At 65.5% G+C, this 18,038-nt stretch carries 17 protein-coding genes; 7 read left to right on the top strand and 10 right to left on the bottom strand.

Going from position 1 to position 18,038, the window contains the following annotated elements; translation table 11 throughout:
• Positions 1-9 precede the first annotated feature (9 nt).
• The 3 genes from mmsB to chvE all read right to left on the bottom strand — a co-directional run bounded on the left by mmsB (position 10) and on the right by chvE (position 3,889).
• On the bottom strand, positions 10-1,230 hold the full coding sequence (gene mmsB / locus NYR58_RS09870) for a multiple monosaccharide ABC transporter permease (protein WP_261520422.1): 1,221 nt from the start codon (positions 1,228-1,230) through the stop codon (positions 10-12).
• On the bottom strand, positions 1,223-2,755 hold the full coding sequence (gene mmsA, locus NYR58_RS09865) for a multiple monosaccharide ABC transporter ATP-binding protein (RefSeq protein ID WP_261520421.1): 1,533 nt from the start codon (positions 2,753-2,755) through the stop codon (positions 1,223-1,225). Before mmsA ends, mmsB begins: the two co-directional genes overlap by 8 nt.
• A gap of 66 nt (positions 2,756-2,821) precedes the next feature.
• Complete coding sequence (gene chvE / locus NYR58_RS09860) at positions 2,822-3,889, bottom strand: multiple monosaccharide ABC transporter substrate-binding protein (RefSeq protein WP_261520420.1); 1,068 nt, start codon at positions 3,887-3,889, stop codon at positions 2,822-2,824.
• 178 nt (positions 3,890-4,067) lie between these two features.
• On the opposite strand from chvE, the gene NYR58_RS09855 reads away from it, so the two are divergent.
• A complete protein-coding gene (locus NYR58_RS09855) occupies positions 4,068-5,003 on the top strand; it encodes a LysR family transcriptional regulator (RefSeq protein WP_261520419.1) in 936 nt (311 codons plus the stop codon).
• Between the two features lie 19 nt (positions 5,004-5,022).
• Here the strand turns inward: NYR58_RS09855 and NYR58_RS09850 are convergent, their stop codons facing one another.
• From NYR58_RS09850 to NYR58_RS09840, 3 genes are all read right to left on the bottom strand, one after another.
• Positions 5,023-5,805, bottom strand: coding sequence for an ATP-binding cassette domain-containing protein (locus tag NYR58_RS09850; RefSeq protein ID WP_261520418.1), 783 nt, complete (start codon positions 5,803-5,805; stop codon positions 5,023-5,025).
• Positions 5,802-6,848 (bottom strand): ABC transporter permease, encoded by a 1,047-nt coding sequence (locus NYR58_RS09845; RefSeq protein ID WP_261520417.1) that lies wholly within the window; start codon positions 6,846-6,848, stop codon positions 5,802-5,804. The genes NYR58_RS09850 and NYR58_RS09845 overlap by 4 nt, the downstream gene beginning before the upstream one ends.
• A 71-nt stretch (positions 6,849-6,919) precedes the next feature.
• On the bottom strand, positions 6,920-7,960 hold the full coding sequence (locus tag NYR58_RS09840) for a sugar ABC transporter substrate-binding protein (protein ID WP_261520415.1): 1,041 nt from the start codon (positions 7,958-7,960) through the stop codon (positions 6,920-6,922).
• A gap of 197 nt (positions 7,961-8,157) precedes the next feature.
• On the opposite strand from NYR58_RS09840, the gene NYR58_RS09835 reads away from it, so the two are divergent.
• Both NYR58_RS09835 and NYR58_RS09830 read left to right on the top strand, forming a co-directional pair.
• Entirely contained in the window at positions 8,158-9,372 is a 1,215-nt protein-coding gene (locus NYR58_RS09835) for an ROK family transcriptional regulator (RefSeq protein WP_378074666.1), read from the top strand.
• A gap of 32 nt (positions 9,373-9,404) precedes the next feature.
• Positions 9,405-10,325: a carbohydrate kinase family protein gene (locus NYR58_RS09830; RefSeq protein WP_261520414.1), complete on the top strand. Its 921-nt coding sequence runs from the start codon at positions 9,405-9,407 to the stop codon at positions 10,323-10,325.
• A gap of 30 nt (positions 10,326-10,355) precedes the next feature.
• On the opposite strand, the gene cysQ is transcribed toward NYR58_RS09830, so the two are convergent.
• The 4 genes from cysQ to NYR58_RS09810 all read right to left on the bottom strand — a co-directional run bounded on the left by cysQ (position 10,356) and on the right by NYR58_RS09810 (position 15,302).
• On the bottom strand, positions 10,356-11,177 hold the full coding sequence (cysQ, locus tag NYR58_RS09825) for a 3'(2'),5'-bisphosphate nucleotidase CysQ (protein ID WP_261520412.1): 822 nt from the start codon (positions 11,175-11,177) through the stop codon (positions 10,356-10,358).
• Complete coding sequence (gene cysN / locus NYR58_RS09820; protein ID WP_261520411.1) at positions 11,171-13,084, bottom strand: sulfate adenylyltransferase subunit CysN; 1,914 nt, start codon at positions 13,082-13,084, stop codon at positions 11,171-11,173. Before cysN ends, cysQ begins: the two co-directional genes overlap by 7 nt.
• On the bottom strand, positions 13,084-13,989 hold the full coding sequence (gene cysD, locus NYR58_RS09815; protein WP_261520410.1) for a sulfate adenylyltransferase subunit CysD: 906 nt from the start codon (positions 13,987-13,989) through the stop codon (positions 13,084-13,086). Before cysD ends, cysN begins: the two co-directional genes overlap by 1 nt.
• 191 nt (positions 13,990-14,180) lie before the next feature.
• Entirely contained in the window at positions 14,181-15,302 is a 1,122-nt protein-coding gene (locus tag NYR58_RS09810) for a DegT/DnrJ/EryC1/StrS family aminotransferase (protein ID WP_261520409.1), read from the bottom strand.
• Between the two features lie 209 nt (positions 15,303-15,511).
• Here NYR58_RS09810 and NYR58_RS09805 point away from each other — a divergent pair, with 209 nt between their 5' ends.
• From NYR58_RS09805 to NYR58_RS09790, 4 genes are all read left to right on the top strand, one after another.
• A complete protein-coding gene (locus NYR58_RS09805) occupies positions 15,512-16,867 on the top strand; it encodes a phosphomannomutase/phosphoglucomutase (protein ID WP_261520408.1) in 1,356 nt (451 codons plus the stop codon).
• Positions 16,868-16,897: 30 nt separating this feature from the next.
• Positions 16,898-17,014 carry a helix-turn-helix domain-containing transcriptional regulator gene (locus tag NYR58_RS09800; protein WP_378074665.1) on the top strand — a complete coding sequence of 39 codons (117 nt, stop codon included), beginning with the start codon at positions 16,898-16,900 and terminating at the stop codon, positions 17,012-17,014.
• Between the two features lie 196 nt (positions 17,015-17,210).
• On the top strand, positions 17,211-17,474 hold the full coding sequence (vapB, locus tag NYR58_RS09795) for a type II toxin-antitoxin system VapB family antitoxin (RefSeq protein ID WP_261520407.1): 264 nt from the start codon (positions 17,211-17,213) through the stop codon (positions 17,472-17,474).
• 14 nt (positions 17,475-17,488) lie between these two features.
• Positions 17,489-17,896, top strand: coding sequence for a type II toxin-antitoxin system VapC family toxin (locus NYR58_RS09790; RefSeq protein WP_261520406.1), 408 nt, complete (start codon positions 17,489-17,491; stop codon positions 17,894-17,896).
• Positions 17,897-18,038: the final 142 nt, after the last annotated feature.

Raw genomic sequence — 18,038 nt, 5'->3', positions numbered from 1 at the left:
GCCTCCTCCTCAGCTCGACTTGTTCTTGTTGTAGACATCGAAGATCACGGCGGCGAGCAGCACAAGCCCCTTGATAACCTGCTGATAGTCTATGCCGATGCCGAGGATCGACATGCCGTTGTTCATCACGCCCATGATGAAGGCGCCGACCACGGCACCGACGATCTTGCCGACACCGCCGGACATCGACGCCCCGCCGATGAAGACGGCGGCAATCACGTCGAGCTCGAAGGCAACGCCCGCCTTCGGCGTGGCCGTGTTGAGACGGGCAGCGAAGATGAGGCCGGCAAGCGCGGCCAGCATGCCCATATTGGCGAAGGTGAGGAAGGTGAGGCGCTCCGTCTGGATACCGGACAGCTTGGCCGCCTTCTCGTTGCCACCCAGCGCATAGATGCGCCGGCCAAGCGTCGTGGAATTGGTGATGAAGGTGTAGATGGCCGTCAGCACCGCCATCGTGATCAGCACGTTGGGAAACCCGCGATAGGTGGCCAGCATGTAGGACAGGAAGACGATGGCCGCCGCGATCAGGCCGTTCTTCGCCACGAAGAAGGCGAAGGGCTCGTCCTCGATGCCGTACTGGACGTGGCGGCGCCGGTTGCGCATGGCGAGAAAGACGATGGCCGCCGCCGTCGCCGCCCCCAGGAGGATGGCCGTGATGTTGGGCCTGTCCGGCCCGAACAGGTCCGGCACGAAGCCGGTGCTGAGCAGCTGGAAGCTGCGCGGGAACGGACCCACGGACTGCCCCTGCAGCACCCACAGGGTGAGCCCGCGAAAGACCAGCATTCCGGCAAGCGTGACGATGAAGGAAGGAATGCGCCAATAGGCGATCCAATAGCCCTGCGCCGCGCCGATGGCGATGCCGAGCACCAGGCAGGCGGGAATGACGAAGAGCGCAGGCAGCTCGTAATGCACCAGCATGACCGCCGCCACGGCGCCGATGAAACCGACGACCGACCCGACCGACAGGTCGATGTGGCCGGCCACGATGACCAGCAGCATGCCCAGCGCCATGATGACGATGTAGCTGTTCTGCAGGATCAGGTTCGTCAGGTTGACCGGCCGCATCAGCGTGCCGTCGGTGACGATCTGAAAGAAAACCATGATGACGACCAGCGCGAGCAGCATGCCATACTCGCGCAGATGCCCCCTGAAATGGCCGCCGATCGAGAGCGCGGCTCCCTCGCCTCGGGCCTCGCCGGCCTTCTTGTCGCGCGCGGAGAGTTCAGACATTTTCCTTGGACCTCACGATCATCGACATGATCTTCTCCTGGCTTGCCTCGTCGCGGGAAAGCTCGCCCTGTATGGCACCTTCGTTCATGACATAGATTCGGTCGCACATGCCGAGCAGCTCCGGCATCTCTGAAGAGATCATGATGACGCCCTTCCCCTCGTCCGCCAGCTCGTTCATGATGTTGTAGATCTCGAATTTCGCACCGACGTCGATGCCCCGCGTCGGCTCGTCGAGGATCAGCACCTCGGGCTCGGTGAACAGCCACTTGGCGAGAACCACCTTCTGCTGATTGCCGCCCGAAAGGTTCATGACCTTCTGGAAGACGGTGGGCGTGCGCACCCCGAGCCGCCTGCGATAGCCCTCGGCCACCTGGCGTTCCTCGGCATCGTTGATCACGCCGCTTCTGGAGACGCGCGCAAGGTTGGCCAGGGTCGTGTTGCGCAGCACGTCCTCTTCCAGAATGAGGCCCAGCGCCTTGCGATCCTCCGTCACATAGGCGATGCCCGCATCGATGGCGCGGCCGACGGTGGACACGTCGATCTCCTGGCCGCGCAGCCTGACCGTGCCGGAAATGTTGCGGCCATAGCTTCTGCCGAACAGGCTCATGGCCAGCTCGGTGCGCCCGGAACCCATCAACCCGGCGATGCCGACGATCTCTCCGGCTGCCACCTTGAGCGAGGCATTGCGGATCACCTGGCGGTCCGCGTGGAGGGGATGCCAGACGTTCCAGTCCTTCACCTCCAGGAGCGTTTCGCCGATGCGCGGTGTGCGCTCGGGATAGCGATGGGCCATGTCGCGGCCCACCATGTCGCGGATGATGCGCTCCTCGCTGATGGCTTCGCTGTGGCAGTCGAGGGTGGAGACCGTGCGGCCATCGCGCAGCACGGTGATGGAATCGGCGACCCGGCTCACCTCGTTGAGCTTGTGCGAGATGAGGATGGAGGAGATGCCCTGCGCCTTGAACTCGAGCAGCAGGTCGAGAAGCTTCTGGCTGTCGTTTTCCTGCAGCGCGGCGGTCGGCTCGTCCAGGATCAGGAGTTTCACCTCCTTCGACAGCGCCTTGGCGATCTCCACAAGCTGCTGCTTGCCCACCCCCAGCGTGTCCACCAGGGCGGAGGGCCTTTCGTCGAGCCCCACCTTCCTCAGCAGCTTTTCCGTGCGCGCATTGGTCTCCGGCCAGTCGATCACCCCGCCACGCACGATCTCGTTGCCGAGGAAGATGTTCTCGGCGATCGACAGCAGCGGCACCAGCGCCAGCTCCTGGTGAATGATGATGATGCCGACACGCTCGCTGTCGGCAATGCCGGAGAAGGCAACGGGCTTGCCCTCGAAGGTGATCTCGCCCTCGTAGGAGCCATGCGGATAGACCCCGCTCAGGACCTTCATCAGCGTGGATTTGCCGGCGCCGTTCTCGCCCACCAGGGCATGAATCTCGCCGCGCGCCACCTTCAGGTTCACATCATCCAGAGCCTTCACGCCGGGAAAGCTCTTGGTGATGCCGCGCATCTCCAGAATCGATTCCATGGGATCGTTCTTTGCCGCAGCGGCCCGCCCGCAGGCAGCGGGCGGGCCGGACCGCGCTTTCTTTGCTCAGTTGATCTGGTCTTCGGTGTAGTAGCCGGAGCCGATCAGTACGTCTTTCCAGTTGTCGGCATCGACGAGCACGGGCTCCAGCAGATAGGAGGGCACCACCTTGACGCCGTTGTTATAGGTCTCCGTGTCGTTGATCTCCGGCTCGCCGCCCTGGAGCAGGGCATCCACCATGCCCACGGTGACACGGGCGAGCTCGCGCGTGTCCTTGAAGATGGTGGAATACTGCTCGCCGGCAAGGATCGACTTGACCGAGGGAATCTCGGCGTCCTGTCCGGTGACGATGGGCATCTTGAGGTCGCCGGAGCCATAGCCCACGCCCTTCAGGGACGACAGGATGCCGATGGACAGGCCGTCATAGGGCGAAAGGACGCCGTGCACCTGCCTGTCGGTGTAGAAGGCGGACAAAAGGTTGTCCATACGCGCCTGGGCCACCGCGCCGTCCCAGCGCAGCGTGCCCACCGTGTCCATGCCCATCTGCTCGGAGGGAATGACGATGTCGCCGGCGTCGATCAGCGGCTGCAGCACCGACATGGCGCCGTCATAGAAGAAATAGGCGTTGTTGTCGTCCGGCGAACCGCCGAACAGCTCGACATTCCAGGGCTTCTGGTCGGGGAAGCGCTCCTTCAGCCCTTCCACGAGCGAGGTGCCTTGCTGCACGCCCACCTGAAAATTGTCGAAGGTGGCATAGTAGTCGACATGCGCGCTGTCGCGAATCAGGCGGTCATAGGCGATGACCTTGATGCCGGCGGCATTGGCGTTTTCCAGCGCGTTGGAAAGCGTGGTGCCGTCGATGGCCGCGATGACCAGCACGTCGACGCCCTTGGTGATCATGTTCTCGATCTGGGCGAGCTGGTTGGGAATGTCATCCTCGGCATATTGCAGGTCGGTGGTGTAACCGGCGGCCTCGAACTGCTCGACCATCGAGTTGCCGTCCGAGATCCAGCGCGCCGACGATTTGGTGGGCATGGCGATGCCCACATAGCCCTTCTCCTGGGCTGTGGCGGTGCCGGTGAAGACGCTTGCCCCGAGCGCCAGCGCGGCGACGAGAGACGTTATCCTTTTCATTGAAATCCTCCCCAAGGCCAAAGGGCCCGGCCCGATGCCCGCGCACCCGGCCGCACCCGATGGTGGTGTTTTCACAACGAGCGGATCCCCTGATCCGGCGCGCAAACTATGGGAGGACCATATACCAATCAAATGCATTTTCTGTTTATACTCATACCAGAAATGATATATCTCTCCCATGCCCGCCCATTCCCGCACCCCGTTGAAGCTTGCTCATTTCCGCCTGATCGCGGCAATTGCCGAACAGGGACAGCTCAGCCCCGCCGCGGCCGCCCTATCCATGACGCAACCGGCCGCCTCGCGCATGCTCGCGCAGATCGAGGCGATCGTTGGCGCGCCCCTGTTCGAGCGGCACGCACGCGGCATGGAACCCACCGCCGTGGGGCACATGCTGGTGCGCCGTGCCGAGACCTTGCTGACGACGCTGCGCCAGGCGGTGCGGGAGGTGGAGGATTTCAAGGGTGGGCGCAGCGGGCAGGTGCGCGTGGGCGCCGTCACCGGCGCGGCGGTGGGCTACGTGATACCGGCCATCCAGAAGCTGAAGGCGGCCGCTCCCGATGCGGAGGTGCATATCGACGTGGCGCCGAGCGACGAGCTGGTGCGCGACCTTCTGGCCGGTCATTTCGACTTCGTGCTCGGCCGCGTGCCGCCGCCTCACGACCCCGCCGATTTCATCGTCGCGCGGGGGCGGGAGGAACTGGTCGATCTCGTGGTGCGCCGCGGCCATCCCCTGGCCGGACGCAAGGCCGTGCGTCTGGCGGAGCTGACGGGCTTCGAATGGATCATGCAGTCGCGCGGTGCGCCGGTGCGGCTGGCGGTGGAGCAGGCGTTTCTCGAAGCCGGCGCGGCGCTGCCGCGCGACGTCATCAACACCACGTCGCTGCTGGCGATGATCGCGCATCTGGTAACGAGCGATGCCATCGCGCCCCTGTCGCGCGAGGTGTCGGACCTGCTGGGCGGCGACGACGGCAGGCCGGCGCTTTGCGTGCTGGCGCTGCGCGAGACGATCGTCGTGTCGCCCTATCACCTTCTCACGCTCAGGGACCGCCCGCTCTCGCCGCTTGCCGAGCGGCTGCGCATGCTGGTCGCAACGGAGCTGGCGCGGCAGGGCTGACGCGCCGGGAGGGGCCGGCTCAGGCGGCCAGCGCCTCGGCCGGCGGCTCCTTCGCACCCGTCATGAAGGCCACGGCGTCGGACATGGTGTAGTCCTTGGGATTGATGACGCACAGGCGCCGGCCGAGCCGGTGGATATGGATGCGGTCGGCCACCTCGAAGACGTGCGGCATGTTGTGCGAAATCAGCACGATGGGAAGGCCACGGGCGCGCACGTCCTGGATCAGGTCGAGCACGCGCCGCGACTCCTTCACCCCCAGGGCGGCCGTCGGCTCGTCCATGAACACGACCTTGGAGCCGAAGGCCACGGCGCGCGCCACGGCCACGCCCTGGCGCTGGCCGCCGGAGAGCGTTTCCACCGCCTGGTTGATGTTCTGGATCGTCAGGAGCCCGAGCTCGGCGAGCTTGCGGCGCGCCTGCCGCTCCATCTCGGCATGATCCAGCATCTTGAAGACCCGCCCGAGAAGGCCGGGCTTGCGGATCTCGCGGCCCATGAACATGTTGTCCGTGATCGACAGGGCCGGCGAGAGGGCCAGTGTCTGATAGACCGTCTCTATGCCGGCCTGCCGGGCAGCCAGGGGCGAGGCGAAGTTCACGGGCCTGCCGTTCAGCGTGATCTCGCCGCTGTCGACCTGGATGGCGCCCGACAGGGCCTTGATGAGCGTCGACTTGCCGGCGCCGTTGTCGCCGATCACCGCCAGAACCTCGCCGGGATAGAGGTCGAAATCCGCCCTGTCGAGCGCCACCACATGGCCGTAGCGCTTGACGAGGTTGCGTGCCTTGAGGATCGGTTCCGCCGTCATGCCGATACCTTTCTGATCCACTGGTCGATAGCCACCGCCAGGATGATGAGCCAGCCCGTGGCGAAGAGCTGCCACAGCACCTCCACGCCGGCCAGCCTGAGACCGGAATTGAAGACGCCGACGATGAGGGCTCCCAGCATCGGCCCGAGGATGGAGCCGCGGCCGCCGAACAGCGAGATGCCGCCGATCACCACCGCGGTGATGGATTGCAGATTGGCCTCGAAGAAGGAGGTGGGCGAGACCGAGCCGACGCGGCCGATCGAGGACCAGGCGGCAAGTGCCACGATGAACCCGGCCACCATATAGACCGAGACGAGAACCCGGTCGGTGCGGATGCCGGCGAGTTCGGCCGCCTCCTTGTCGTCGCCCACAGCATAGACGCGCCGCCCCCAGGCCGTGTATTGCAGCACGTACCAGAGGACGAGGAAGACGACGATCATCAGCACCACGCCCCATGTGAGCACGGCACCGCCGATCTCGAAACGCTCGCCGAAGAGCTTCAGCAGCGGCGCCTCGGCATCCAGCGTCTGCGAGCGGATGGTCTCACGGCCCGAGAAATAGTAGTTGAGCGCGAGGAACACGTTCCACGTGCCCAGCGTGGTGATGAAGGGAGGCAGGCGCACCAGCGTCACCAGAAGGCCGTTGATGGCGCCGGTGATCAACCCGCAGACCATGCCCACGAGAATGGCAAGCGGCACCGGCACGCCGAAATCCACCGACAGCCGGCCCATGATGACCGATATCATGACCATGACGGCGGCCACCGACAGGTCGATGCCGGCAGTCAGGATGACGAGGCTCTGCGCCGCCGCCAGCGTGCCGACGATCGCCACCTGCTGCATGATGAGAGACAGGTTGAAGGCCGAGAAGAAGTTGGGCGCGATCAGCCCGAACACCGCCGCCGACAGCACCAGCACGATGAACGGGACCATCGTCGGATTGGCGTGAAGAAAGCGCTGCAAGACGGCCAGCGGCCCGCGCGAGACGGGCTCGAACTGGGCAAACTGCTCGCCCGCGCCCTCTTCCTTGCTCAAGTCGGTCATCAAGATCCTCCCAGGCTTCGACAGGGCGGCCGCACGGACCGCCCTGCCCGGTCAAACGGCTGCGGCCGCGCTCAGCCCCAGCAGCGCTCCAGCCCTTCCTCGACGGAGATGGAGGGCACACCTTCGACCGGGTCATCCGTCACGAGGTTGACACCGGTGTTGAAGAAATCAAGGCCCTCGCTGGGCTCGGGCAGCGTGCCGTCCTCGGCATAGCGGGCGATCGCCTCGATGCCCATCGAGGCCATGAGCAGCGGATATTGCTGCGAGGTGGCTCCGATGATGCCCTCGGCGACGTTCTGCACGCCCGGGCAGCCGCCGTCGACCGAGACGATCAGCACGTCGTCGGCCTTGCCGAACGCCTGCAGCGCTTCATAGGCGCCGGCGGCGGCCGGCTCGTTGATCGTGTAGACGACATTCAGGTTGGGATCGACCTGCAGCAGGTTTTCCATCGCCCTGCGGCCGCCCTCCTCGTTGCCGTTGGTCGCCTCGTGGCCGACGATGCGCGGATCGTCCTCATCGCCCCAGCGGTTGGGGTTCTTCACGTCGATGCCGAAGCCGGTCATGAAGCCCTGGTCGCGCAGCACACCGACGGAGGGCTGACTTTCGTTGAGGTCGAGGAAGGCGATGCGCGCATTCTCCGCCGCATCGCCCAGCTTCGCCTTCGCCCAGGCGCCGATCAGCCGCCCGGCCTCGAAATTGTCGGTGGCGAAGGTGGCATCGGCCGCGTCGATGGGCTCCATAGGCGTGTCGAGCGAGATCACCAGAATGCCGGCCTCGCGCGCAGCGCGGGTGATCGGCACGATGGCCTTGGTGTCGGACGGCGTGATGAGAATGCCATCGACACCGGCGGCGATGCAGGTCTCCATCGCCTGCTGCTGGGTTTCATGGTCGCCGTCCACGCGGCCTGCATAGGTGGACAGCTCCACGCCCAGCTCCTCGGCCTTCTGGGTGGCGCCCTCCTTCATCTTCACGAAGAAGGGGTTGATGTCGGTCTTGGTGATGAGGCAGGCGCTCACCTTGTCATCCTGCGCGGCGGCGGGCTGGGCAAGGCCCAGAAAGCCCGCACCGGCAAGGGCGAGCGCAGTGGTCTTCAGTAGCGCGTTCTTGGTCACGGTATCCTCCCGAGAGACAGATCGGCGCCTGGAGGCGCCCGACTCCGTGGCGGCGCGATGTGCCGTCACGTGACGGTCAGAAAACAAAAGCCGGAGGGGTGTGTCAATAGATAAATCACATTTATTTATTTATTGACATGACGAGCGCACCGCCGCATCTTGCGCCCGGAAGAGAAGCGGGAGGAAGGTTGAGCGGCTTGGACGGCGGTCTTGCACGGCAGAACGACGGCGCGGCAGCGCCGCGCCGCGGCCTGGGCACCAACCAGAGCGGCATGCGCGACTACAACCAGCGCCTGGTGCTGTCGCTCTTGCGCCGGCATGGCAGCCTGGCGAAAACGGAGATTGCCCGCATGACCGGGCTTTCCGCGCAGACCGTCTCCGTCATCATGCGCGAGCTGGAGGCTGACGCGCTCCTGGTGCGCGGCGATCCGCAACGCGGCAAGGTTGGCCAGCCCTCCATCCCCATGAGCCTCAACCCGGAAGGCGCCTTCTTCCTGGGGCTGAAGATCGGCCGGCGCAGCTCGGAGATGGCGCTCATCGACTTTCGCGGCGCCATAAGGCGCATGTGCCAGCACTCCTATGCCTATCCCACGCCCGAGGACACGATCGCGTTTGTGACGAAGGATCTGGCGACGCTGGAGAAGACCCTCGACAGGCGCAGGTGGGCGCGTGTTGCAGGGCTCGGCATTGCCATGCCCTTCGAGCTGTGGAGCTGGGCCGACGCGGCAGGCGCGCCGCCGGGCGCCATGGATGGATGGCGCCACACGGACATTCGCGCCGCCCTTGCCGAGCGCTGCCCCTTCCCGGTCTATCTTCAGAACGACGCCACCGCCGCCTGCGGGGCCGAGCTTGTTTTCGGCCATCCGCCGGCGCAGGGCGATTTCATCTATTTCTATGTCGGCGCCTTTGTCGGCGGCGGCATCGCACTTGGGGGCCGGCTGTTTTCCGGCAGCACCGGAAATGCCGGCGCCCTCGGCTCGATGCCGGTGCCCGACCCCGCCGGCACCATGCGGCAGCTCATCGACGTCGCCTCCATCAGCGTCCTGGAAAAGACGCTGGTGGCGCGCGGCCTGGATGCGACGGGGCTGTGGACCTCGCCCGACGATTGGGGGGAGCTGGGCGAGGATCTGGAGCGCTGGGTGGACGGGGCCGCCCACGGCCTGGCTCACGCCATTCTGGCCGCCACAGCCGTCATCGACTTCCAGAGCGCGATCATCGACGGCTGGCTGCCGCTTGCCGTGCGCGCCGCCCTGGTGGCGCGCACGGCACACCATCTCTCGCAGCTCGATTCGGAGGGCCTTACCCTGCCCGCGGTGCGCGAGGGCACGGTGGGCCGCCACGCCCGGGCGCTGGGCGGCGCCAGCCTGCCGCTGGCCGAGCGCTTCCTGGTCGGCGCGCAATCTGCTTTATGAGCCCCATTGCCTGATTCCAAGGAGGAACGACAATGATCCTGTGCTGCGGCGAAGCGCTCATCGACATGCTCCCGCGCGAAACCGCGGCGGGGGAAAGCGCCTTTGCCCCCCATGTCGGCGGCTCGGTCTTCAACAGCGCGCTGGCGCTCGGGCGGCTGGGTGTGCCCGTCTCCTTCTTCTCCGGCCTTTCCGACGATCTGTTCGGCGTCCGCCTGCAGGCCGCGCTCAGAGAGAGCCGCGTCGATCTCTCCTACGCCAAGATCTCCAGCCGCCCCACCACCCTTGCCTTCGTCAGGCTGGAGGATGGCCAGGCGAGCTACTTCTTCTATGACGAGAACTCGGCAGGCCGCATGCTGGCTGCGAACGACCTGCCGGCGCTCAAGGGCGAGGTGGAAGCGCTTCTGTTCGGCGGCATCAGCCTGGCGGCAGAGCCCTGCGGCAGCACCTACGAGGCGCTGATGCGGCGCGAAAGTGCCGCCCGGGTGATCATGCTCGATCCCAACATCCGTCCCGCTTTCATCCGCGAGGCCGAGGCGCACCGCGCGCGCATGCAGCGCATGATGGCCATGGCCGACATCGTGAAAGTCTCCGAAGAGGATCTCGCCTGGCTCGGCGGGCCGGCTTCCCAGGAGGCCGCCGTGCGGGCGCTGCTGCAAGCGGGCACGAAGCTTGTCATCGTGACGGGCGGCGCCAGGGGGGCGACCGCCTTCTGGCAGGGCGGAAGGGTGCACATGGAAGCCGCGCCCGTGACGGTGGTCGATACGGTGGGGGCGGGAGATGCCTTCAATGCCGGCGTCCTTGCGGCGCTGCGCGAAGCCGGCGCGCTTGCCAAGGAAGCGCTCGCCAGCCCGTCAGAAACAGTGGTGCGGGAGGCGCTCTCCTTCGCTGCCCGCGTGGCGGCCTTCACCGTCTCGCGCGCCGGCGCCAACCCGCCCTGGCGTGAGGAGCTTTAACGGGGTGCGGCGGCATCGCGCGGCACCGGCCTAAGCCGGCCTGCCCTCGGCGATGAAGAAGGGATTGGCGAAGGCGTCCAGCCCGTGGCCGCCCTTGGGCCCATAGGTAAGCGGCGCGCCGTCCAGCGTCAGCGTGCGCCCGCCTGCAGCGCGCAGAACGGCGTCGCCCGCTGCGGTGTCCCACTGCATGGTGCGCCCGAAGCGCGGATAGACATCGGCTTCGCCTCGGGCGAGGATGCAGAACTTCAGTGACGAACCGATGGAGACCGTCTCCGCCCCCGGATGGCGGGCGATGAAGGCTTCCGTCTCCGGGGTGGAGTGAGAGCGGCTGGCAACAATGGCCGGCGGCGTGCGCAGCGGGCGGGCGGCGATCTCGTGCCGTTCGGCAAGCGACGCACCGTCGGGCGTGTGCGCCTCGAAGGCGTGCCCCGGACGGCCCGAATAGAGGAGCCGGCGCGCCGGCGCATGGACGACGCCCAGCACCGGCGCCCCCTTCCTGACGAGCGCGATGTTTACCGTGAAGTCGGCGCGGCGGTTGATGAACTCGCGCGTGCCGTCCAGCGGATCGACGAGAATGAAGTCGTCCTCGCCGCACGCCGGCAGATGGCCGGCCGAGGCCGCTTCCTCCGAAACGCAGGGCAGGCCGGGAAGGCGGGCGCGCAGGCCGTCCAGAATGATCTTCTCGCCGTCGCGGTCGGCCGCCGTCACCGGCGAAGCATCGGCCTTCTCCTCGACACGGACGCCTGCCTCATAGTGCCGCATGATGGCCCGGCCGGCGGCCAGTGCCAGCTCCTCGAACAGCGCCAGCAGGGCCGCATCGTCCTGCGGGTGGTGCGTCTCGGCGGTCAGCAATAGCCGCGCTCCCTGAGCCAGGCTTCCAATTCGTCTGCCAGCTCCTCGGGCTCGCGGCCCGCCGTCTTCAGGTGGACATCTGCCAGCTCGGGCTCCTCATAGGGCGAATCGACGCCGGTGAAGTTCTTGATCTCGCCCTTGAGCGCGCGCGCATAAAGGCCCTTGGGGTCTCGCCTGGCGCATTCCTCGAAGGGGGTATCCACGAACACCTCGATGAACTCGCCCTCGTCCATCAGGTCGCGCGCCATGCGGCGCTCGGCGCGGAACGGAGAAATGAAGGAGACGAGCACGATGAGACCGGCATCGGCCATCAGCCTCGCCACCTCGGCCACGCGGCGGATGTTTTCCACCCGGTCTTCCTCGGTGAAGCCGAGATCGCGGTTGAGGCCATGGCGCACATTGTCGCCGTCGAGGATGTAGGTGTGGCGGCCCGCGGCGTGCAGCTTCCTTTCCAGAAGGTTGGCGATGGTCGACTTGCCGGAGCCCGAAAGTCCGGTGAACCACAGGACGGCCGGCTTCTGGTGCTTGAGCTCGGCGCGCGACGCCTTGGTCACGTCCAGAGCCTGCCAATGGATGTTGGCCGCCCGGCGCAGCGGATAGAGGATCATCCCGGCGCCCACCGTGGCGTTGGTCAGCCGGTCGATCAGCACGAAGGCGCCGGTGGTGCGATTGTCCTCGAAGGAATCGAAGGCAATCGGCGCCTGGAGCGAGAAGTTGCACACGCCGACTTCGTTGAGCTCCAGGCACTTGGCCGCCTCGTGGGCGAAATTGTGGATGTTCACGCGGTGCTTCAGGTGGCTGACCGTCGCGTTCACCTGGTCCGTCTCGGTGCGCAGCAGATACATGCGGCCGGGCAGCAGCGGATGCTCGTCGAACCAGACGACATTGGCGGCAAGCTGGTCGGCCACATACGGGCGTGCATCCGGCGCCACCAGCATGTTGCCGCGCGAAACCTCGATCTCGTCCGCGAGCAGCAGCGTCACCGCCTCGCCCTCGAAGGCCCGCTCGCGATCGCCGTCATGGGTGACGATGCGCTTGATGCGCGAACGCTTCCCCGACTTGGCCACCACCACGTCCTCGCCCACCCCGATGGAGCCGGAGGCGACCGTTCCCGCAAAGCCGCGGAAGTCGAGATTGGGCCGGTTGACATATTGCACGGGGAAGCGGAAGGGCCGCTCGGCCAGTCCCTCCTCCACGTCCACCGTCTCCAGATGGTCGAGCAGCGAGGGGCCGGAATACCACGGCGTGTTTTCCGATGCCCGGGTGACGTTGTCGCCATAGCGCGCCGACATGGGAATGGGCACCACGGAGACAAAGCCCAGATCCTTGGAAAACGCCTCGTAGTCGGCAACGATCTTCGCGAAGACGGCCTCGTCGAAGCCCACAAGGTCGATCTTGTTGACCGCCAGCACGATGTGGCGGATGCCCAGAAGCGAGGCGATGATGGAGTGGCGTCGCGTCTGCGGCAGCACGCCCTGGCGCGCGTCGATCAGCACCACGGCGAGATCGGCCGTCGAGGCGCCGGTGGCCATGTTGCGCGTATATTGCTCGTGGCCGGGCGTGTCTGCGACGATGAACTTGCGCTTCGGTGTCGAGAAGAAGCGATAGGCGACGTCGATGGTGATCCCCTGCTCGCGCTCGGCCTCCAGCCCGTCCACCAGCAGGGCGAAGTCGATCTCCTCACCCGCCGTGCCGTGCTTCTTCGAATCCTGCTCGAGAGCGGCAAGCTGATCCTCGAAGATCAGCTTTGTGTCATAGAGAAGCCGGCCGATCAGCGTCGACTTCCCATCGTCCACCGAACCGCAGGTCAGGAAGCGCAGAAGCGTCTTGTTCTCCTGGCTTGCCAGGTAGTTGCGGATGTCGGCGATGTCGGGCTCGGGAAGCGCGGAGCCTTTTTCCTGCAGCATCAGAAATACCCTTCCCGCTTCTTCTTTTCCATGGATCCCGCTTCGTCGCGGTCGATGAGACGGCCCTGGCGTTCGGACGTGCGGGCCGTCAGCATTTCCGCCACCACCTCCTCCAGCGTCTGCGCCGTCGACTCGATGGCCCCGGTCAGCGGATAGCAGCCCAGGGTGCGGAAGCGCACCATGCGCTCCTCCACCTTCTCTCCGGGCTGCAGCTTCAACCTGTCGTCATCCACCATGATGAGCATGCCGTCCCGCTCCACCACGGGCCGCTTCCTGGCAAAGTAGAGCGGCACGATGGGGATGTTCTCCTGCAGAATGTACTGCCAGATGTCGAGCTCGGTCCAGTTGGACAGCGGGAAGACGCGGATCGACTCGCCCTTGGCGACACGCGTGTTGTAGATCTTCCACATCTCCGGGCGCTGGTTCTTGGGGTCCCAGGCATGGGTGGCGGTGCGGAAGGAGAAGATGCGCTCCTTGGCGCGGCTCTTCTCCTCGTCGCGGCGCGCCCCGCCGAAAGCGGCATCGAAGCCGTACTTGTCGAGCGCCTGGCGCAGCGCCACAGTCTTCATGATGTGGGTGTGCGTGTTGGAGCCGTGGTCGATCGGGTTGATGCCGTCGCGCACGCCCTCCTCGTTGATGTGCACCAGCAGGTCGAAACCCAGCTCCGCGGCCATGCGGTCGCGAAACGCGATCATCTCGCGGAACTTCCAGGTGGTGTCCACATGCAGGAAGGGGAAAGGCGGCTTGGCCGGATAGAAGGCCTTCATGGCCAGATGCAAAAGAACCGAGGAGTCCTTGCCGATCGAGTAGAGCATGACCGGCTTGGCGAAGGTCGCCGCGACCTCGCGCATGATGTGGATCGATTCGGCCTCCAGGCGCTGGAGATGGGTAAGCGGTGCCGGCATCTGTCGCTACAACCTCGTCCTCATGTCGGGCGCCGCCTGTTTCGCAGCGCCGGAAACCGCGTCGGGATAGCACGCCCGTCTCAAGCCTCTCAAGGCGCACCAACCCAATGGGCAGGTTCTCATGGCCTTCCTTTTGCGCCGATCGGGCCGAATGCGGAATGTTCTTCCCGACGGGCCCATCACGGGTCGACCTACCCCTCCGCCACGGCGCGGCGGACGATCCGGGCGATACGCTCCTGATCGTCCCGCGCAAGATAGGGATGCATCGGCAGGCAGAGGATCCGCTCCGGCAGGCTCTCCGAAACCGGCAGTCCCTTCGGCGTGCGCGGATAAGCCGCATATGCCTGCTGCAGGTGCAGCGGCTTCTCGTAATAGACGACGGAGGGAATTCCCTCTTCCTGCAGGCGTGCGCGCACCCTGTCGCGCGCCGGGGTCTCGATGGCATATTGCGCCCAGGCCGAACGATTGCCTGCCGGCACGACGGGCACCTTCACCGCATCGGCAAGAAGTTCGTTGTAGCGCGCGGCAACCTCCTGACGCAGCTCCATCTCCTCCGGCAGGATGGCGAGCTTTTCGAGCAGCACCGCCGCCTGCAGCGTGTCGAGACGCGAGTTGAGCCCGAGGCGCACATTGTCGTACTGGCTGGCACCCTTGCCGTGGAAGGCGATGGAGCGCAGAATCTCCACCAGTTCCCCGTCATTGGTGAACATGGCGCCGCCGTCGCCATAGCAGCCAAGCGGCTTGGCCGGATAGAAGCTGGTGCCCGCGACATCGCCGAAGGCGCCGCACATGGTGTTGCCCTGCGCGCCCCCCGTGGCCTGGGCGGCATCCTCGATGACACGCAGGCCCTCCCGCACGGCGATCTCGGCAAGCCCGCGATAGTCGGCCGCCAGGCCGAACAGGTCCACCGGGATGACGGCCCGCGGCGTCAGCCCGCCCTGCGCGCGCACGTGGGAGATCGCGGCCGCCAGGCTTTCCGGGTCGATGTTGTAGGTATCCGGGTCGACATCCACGAAAACGGGCGTGGCTCCGGCAAGCGCCACCACCTCCGCGGTGGCGGCGAAGGTAAAGCTCGGGCAGAAGACGGCATCCCCCGGCCCGATCCCGAAGGCCATCAACGGGATGAGCAGGGCGTCGGTGCCGCTGGCGCATGCCACGGCGTGTCTGACGCCGATATAGGCGGCGATCTTTTCCTCGAACTCGGCGACCTCCGGCCCGAGGATATAGCGGCCTTCCGCCAGCACCTTGGCCAGCCTCTTCTCCAGCCCCGGCTGGATGCGTGCGCGCTGCGCGCCGAGATCGATGAACTGCATGTACCCTGCCTTGCGCCCCCGGCGCGGAATCCATTTCCAAACCGCCCGGTGAATAGGCACATAACGGATATTTCGCAACAGAAAGCCGCATTCACTCTGGCGCAGCCGCTGTTACACGCGGTGAGCCGGCGGCAGCGGCCTTTCCTTTGCGTTGCGCGATCGGCGCCCAGCGCCTAACTAGGTGGCGACGAAACGAGGAGAGGACGAGCATGAGCGCACCATTCAAGGCCTATGACGTTCGCGGCCAGATCCCCGGCGAGATCAACGCCGTCTTCGCATATCGCTTCGCCCAGGCGGTGAAGAAGACGCTGGCGCCGGGATCGGTGGTGGTGGGGCACGACATGCGCCTCGACAGCCCTGCGCTGGCCGGTGCGCTCATCCAGGGCCTGCTCGACAGCGGAGTAGACGTGCTGCCCGTCGGCCAGTGCGGCACCGAGGAGGTCTATTTCCACACCGCCCGCAGCGGGGCCGATGCCGGCCTGATGGTGACGGCAAGCCACAACCCGCCGGACTACAACGGCATCAAGATGGTGCTGAAGGGCGCCGCGGCGGCCACGCCCGACAATGCCTTCAACGCCATAGAGGCCGTGATGCGCAGCGGCGAGCCGCTGGCGGCGGTGGATCGCTACGGCGCGCGCGGCACGCTGCATCCCGTCTGCGACCGCCGGGCCTACATCGAGCGGCTGCTCGAAGAGGTGGCCGGCGAGAAGCTCACGCCGTTCAAGATCGTCTGCCATGCCGGCAATGGCTGCGCGGGGCCCATCATAGACCTTCTGGAAGAGCACCTGCCCTTCACCTTCATCAAGATCGACCACGAGCCCGATCCGAGGCTGCCCAACGGCGTGCCCAACCCTCTCCTGCCCGAGAAGCGCGAGAAGGCGAGCAAGGCGGTGGTCGAGCACGGGGCCGATCTGGCCATCGCCTGGGACGGCGATTTCGACCGCTGCTTTCTCTACGACCACAAGGGCCGCTTCGTGGAGGGCTACTATCTTGTCGGCATGATCGCCCAGCGCATGCTGAAAAAGGCGCCGGGCAGCACCGTCCTCTACGACCCGAGGCTGACCTGGAACACCATCGACGTGGTGGAAAGCGCCGGCGGCGTGGCCAAGCCTTGCCGCACCGGCCACGCCTATTTCAAGCGCATGATGCGCGAGGAAAACGCCATCTATGGCGGCGAGATGAGCGCGCACCACTATTTCCGCGATTTCGCCTATTGCGATTCGGGCATGCTCGCCTGGCTCGCCGTGGTGTGCGAGCTTTCGGCCAGCGGGCAGAGCCTGGCGGAAACGCTGGAGGAGCGCATCGCCAAGTTCCCCTGCTCGGGCGAGATCAACTTCACGGTCGCAGATGCAGGGAGCGTGCAGGAAAGGGTAGCCGCCCACTACGCCCCCGCCAATCCGAAGCTTGAGACCATCGACGGCCTCGGCATGGTGTTCGATGACTGGCGCTTCAACCTGCGCGCCTCCAACACCGAGCCGCTGCTGCGCCTCAACGTGGAGACGCGCGGCGACAGGGCGCTGCTTGAAAAGAAGGTGGCAGAGCTGAAGGGCCTCATCACCGGCTGAGGCCAGACCTTCAGCCGCTGCGATACGGGAATGAGCCGCGAGGGACTCTACAAAGCGCTTTCCGAGGATGGGAAGCCCAGCTTTGCCACGATTGTAAAAGTCGCTCACGCGCTGGGATTGCGTTTGGGCTTCAAGCCGGCCGCGTAATCGCGCCTGAGTGCTTCTGGCGCAAAGGCTGGCTGGGGTTCCTGGAAGTATTTAGAACTTTGTGCGTGTCGCCTCCAGCGGAGGTCAAGGTGCTCATGGAGGATGCGGAGGCGCTTGAGATGGTTTCGGCGTAAGGCTGGAAATTGACATATGCAAGGCATATGTTATGATGCTGCCATCATCATGGAGGTCCGCCATGCCACGCCCAGACATCACGCGAAAAGTGTCCATCTTTCGCAACAACCGCAACCAGGCGATCCGCCTGCCCAAGGACTTTGAGTTCCAGGGAGTGACGGAACTGACCATCGAGCGGCAGGGCGATACGATCCTGCTGCGCCCCGTCCGTCCGGACTGGCTGTCCTTCATGGATGAAGCCAGCGCGGACACAGATTTCCTGCGCGAGCGGCCCGACCTCATTGAAGAGGGACGGTTTTCCCTTGATGAAAACGGGGAGCACTGATGCCAGGCGTCTATATGCTCGACACCAATATCTGCTCGTTCATCATGCGCGAGCGCCCCGCTTCCGTGCTTGAGCGGCTGCAAGCGGTCGTGGACGGCCAGCACCAGATCGTTATTTCGGTCATCACCTATTATGAAATGCTGCTGGGCACGGTCGGCCGCAACGCCTCGCCCCGTCATGCGCGACTGGTGGATGCCTTCGTCTCCCGTCTCTCCACCATTCTGCCATGGGACGCGGTCGCGGCAGAGAATGCCACGCGGATCAAGCGGGACCTGGCGTCCAGGGGAACGCCCATTGGCGGCAATGACACGATGATCGCCGGGCATGCGCTGGCCGCCGAATGCGTGCTGGTGACGAACAACACGCGCGAGTTTGAGAGGGTAAACGGGCTGCGCTTCGAAGATTGGGTAGGGCGAAACTAGGTCGCCCTTGATTGTAATCAATAGGCGATCGAGATACGGTGATTACGCCGTGTCGCTACGGTGCTATCCGTACTAACATATGGAAAATGGGCAATGGGGGGCGAGAACGCCAGAATTCGCCTGAAATTGGGGGCGATAGAAA

This window comes from Chelativorans intermedius, assembly GCF_025398255.1.
GTDB lineage: Bacteria > Pseudomonadota > Alphaproteobacteria > Rhizobiales > Rhizobiaceae > Chelativorans > Chelativorans intermedius.
Note: the sequence above shows the minus strand (reverse complement) of the source record. Positions and strands in the feature narration are given on the sequence as shown.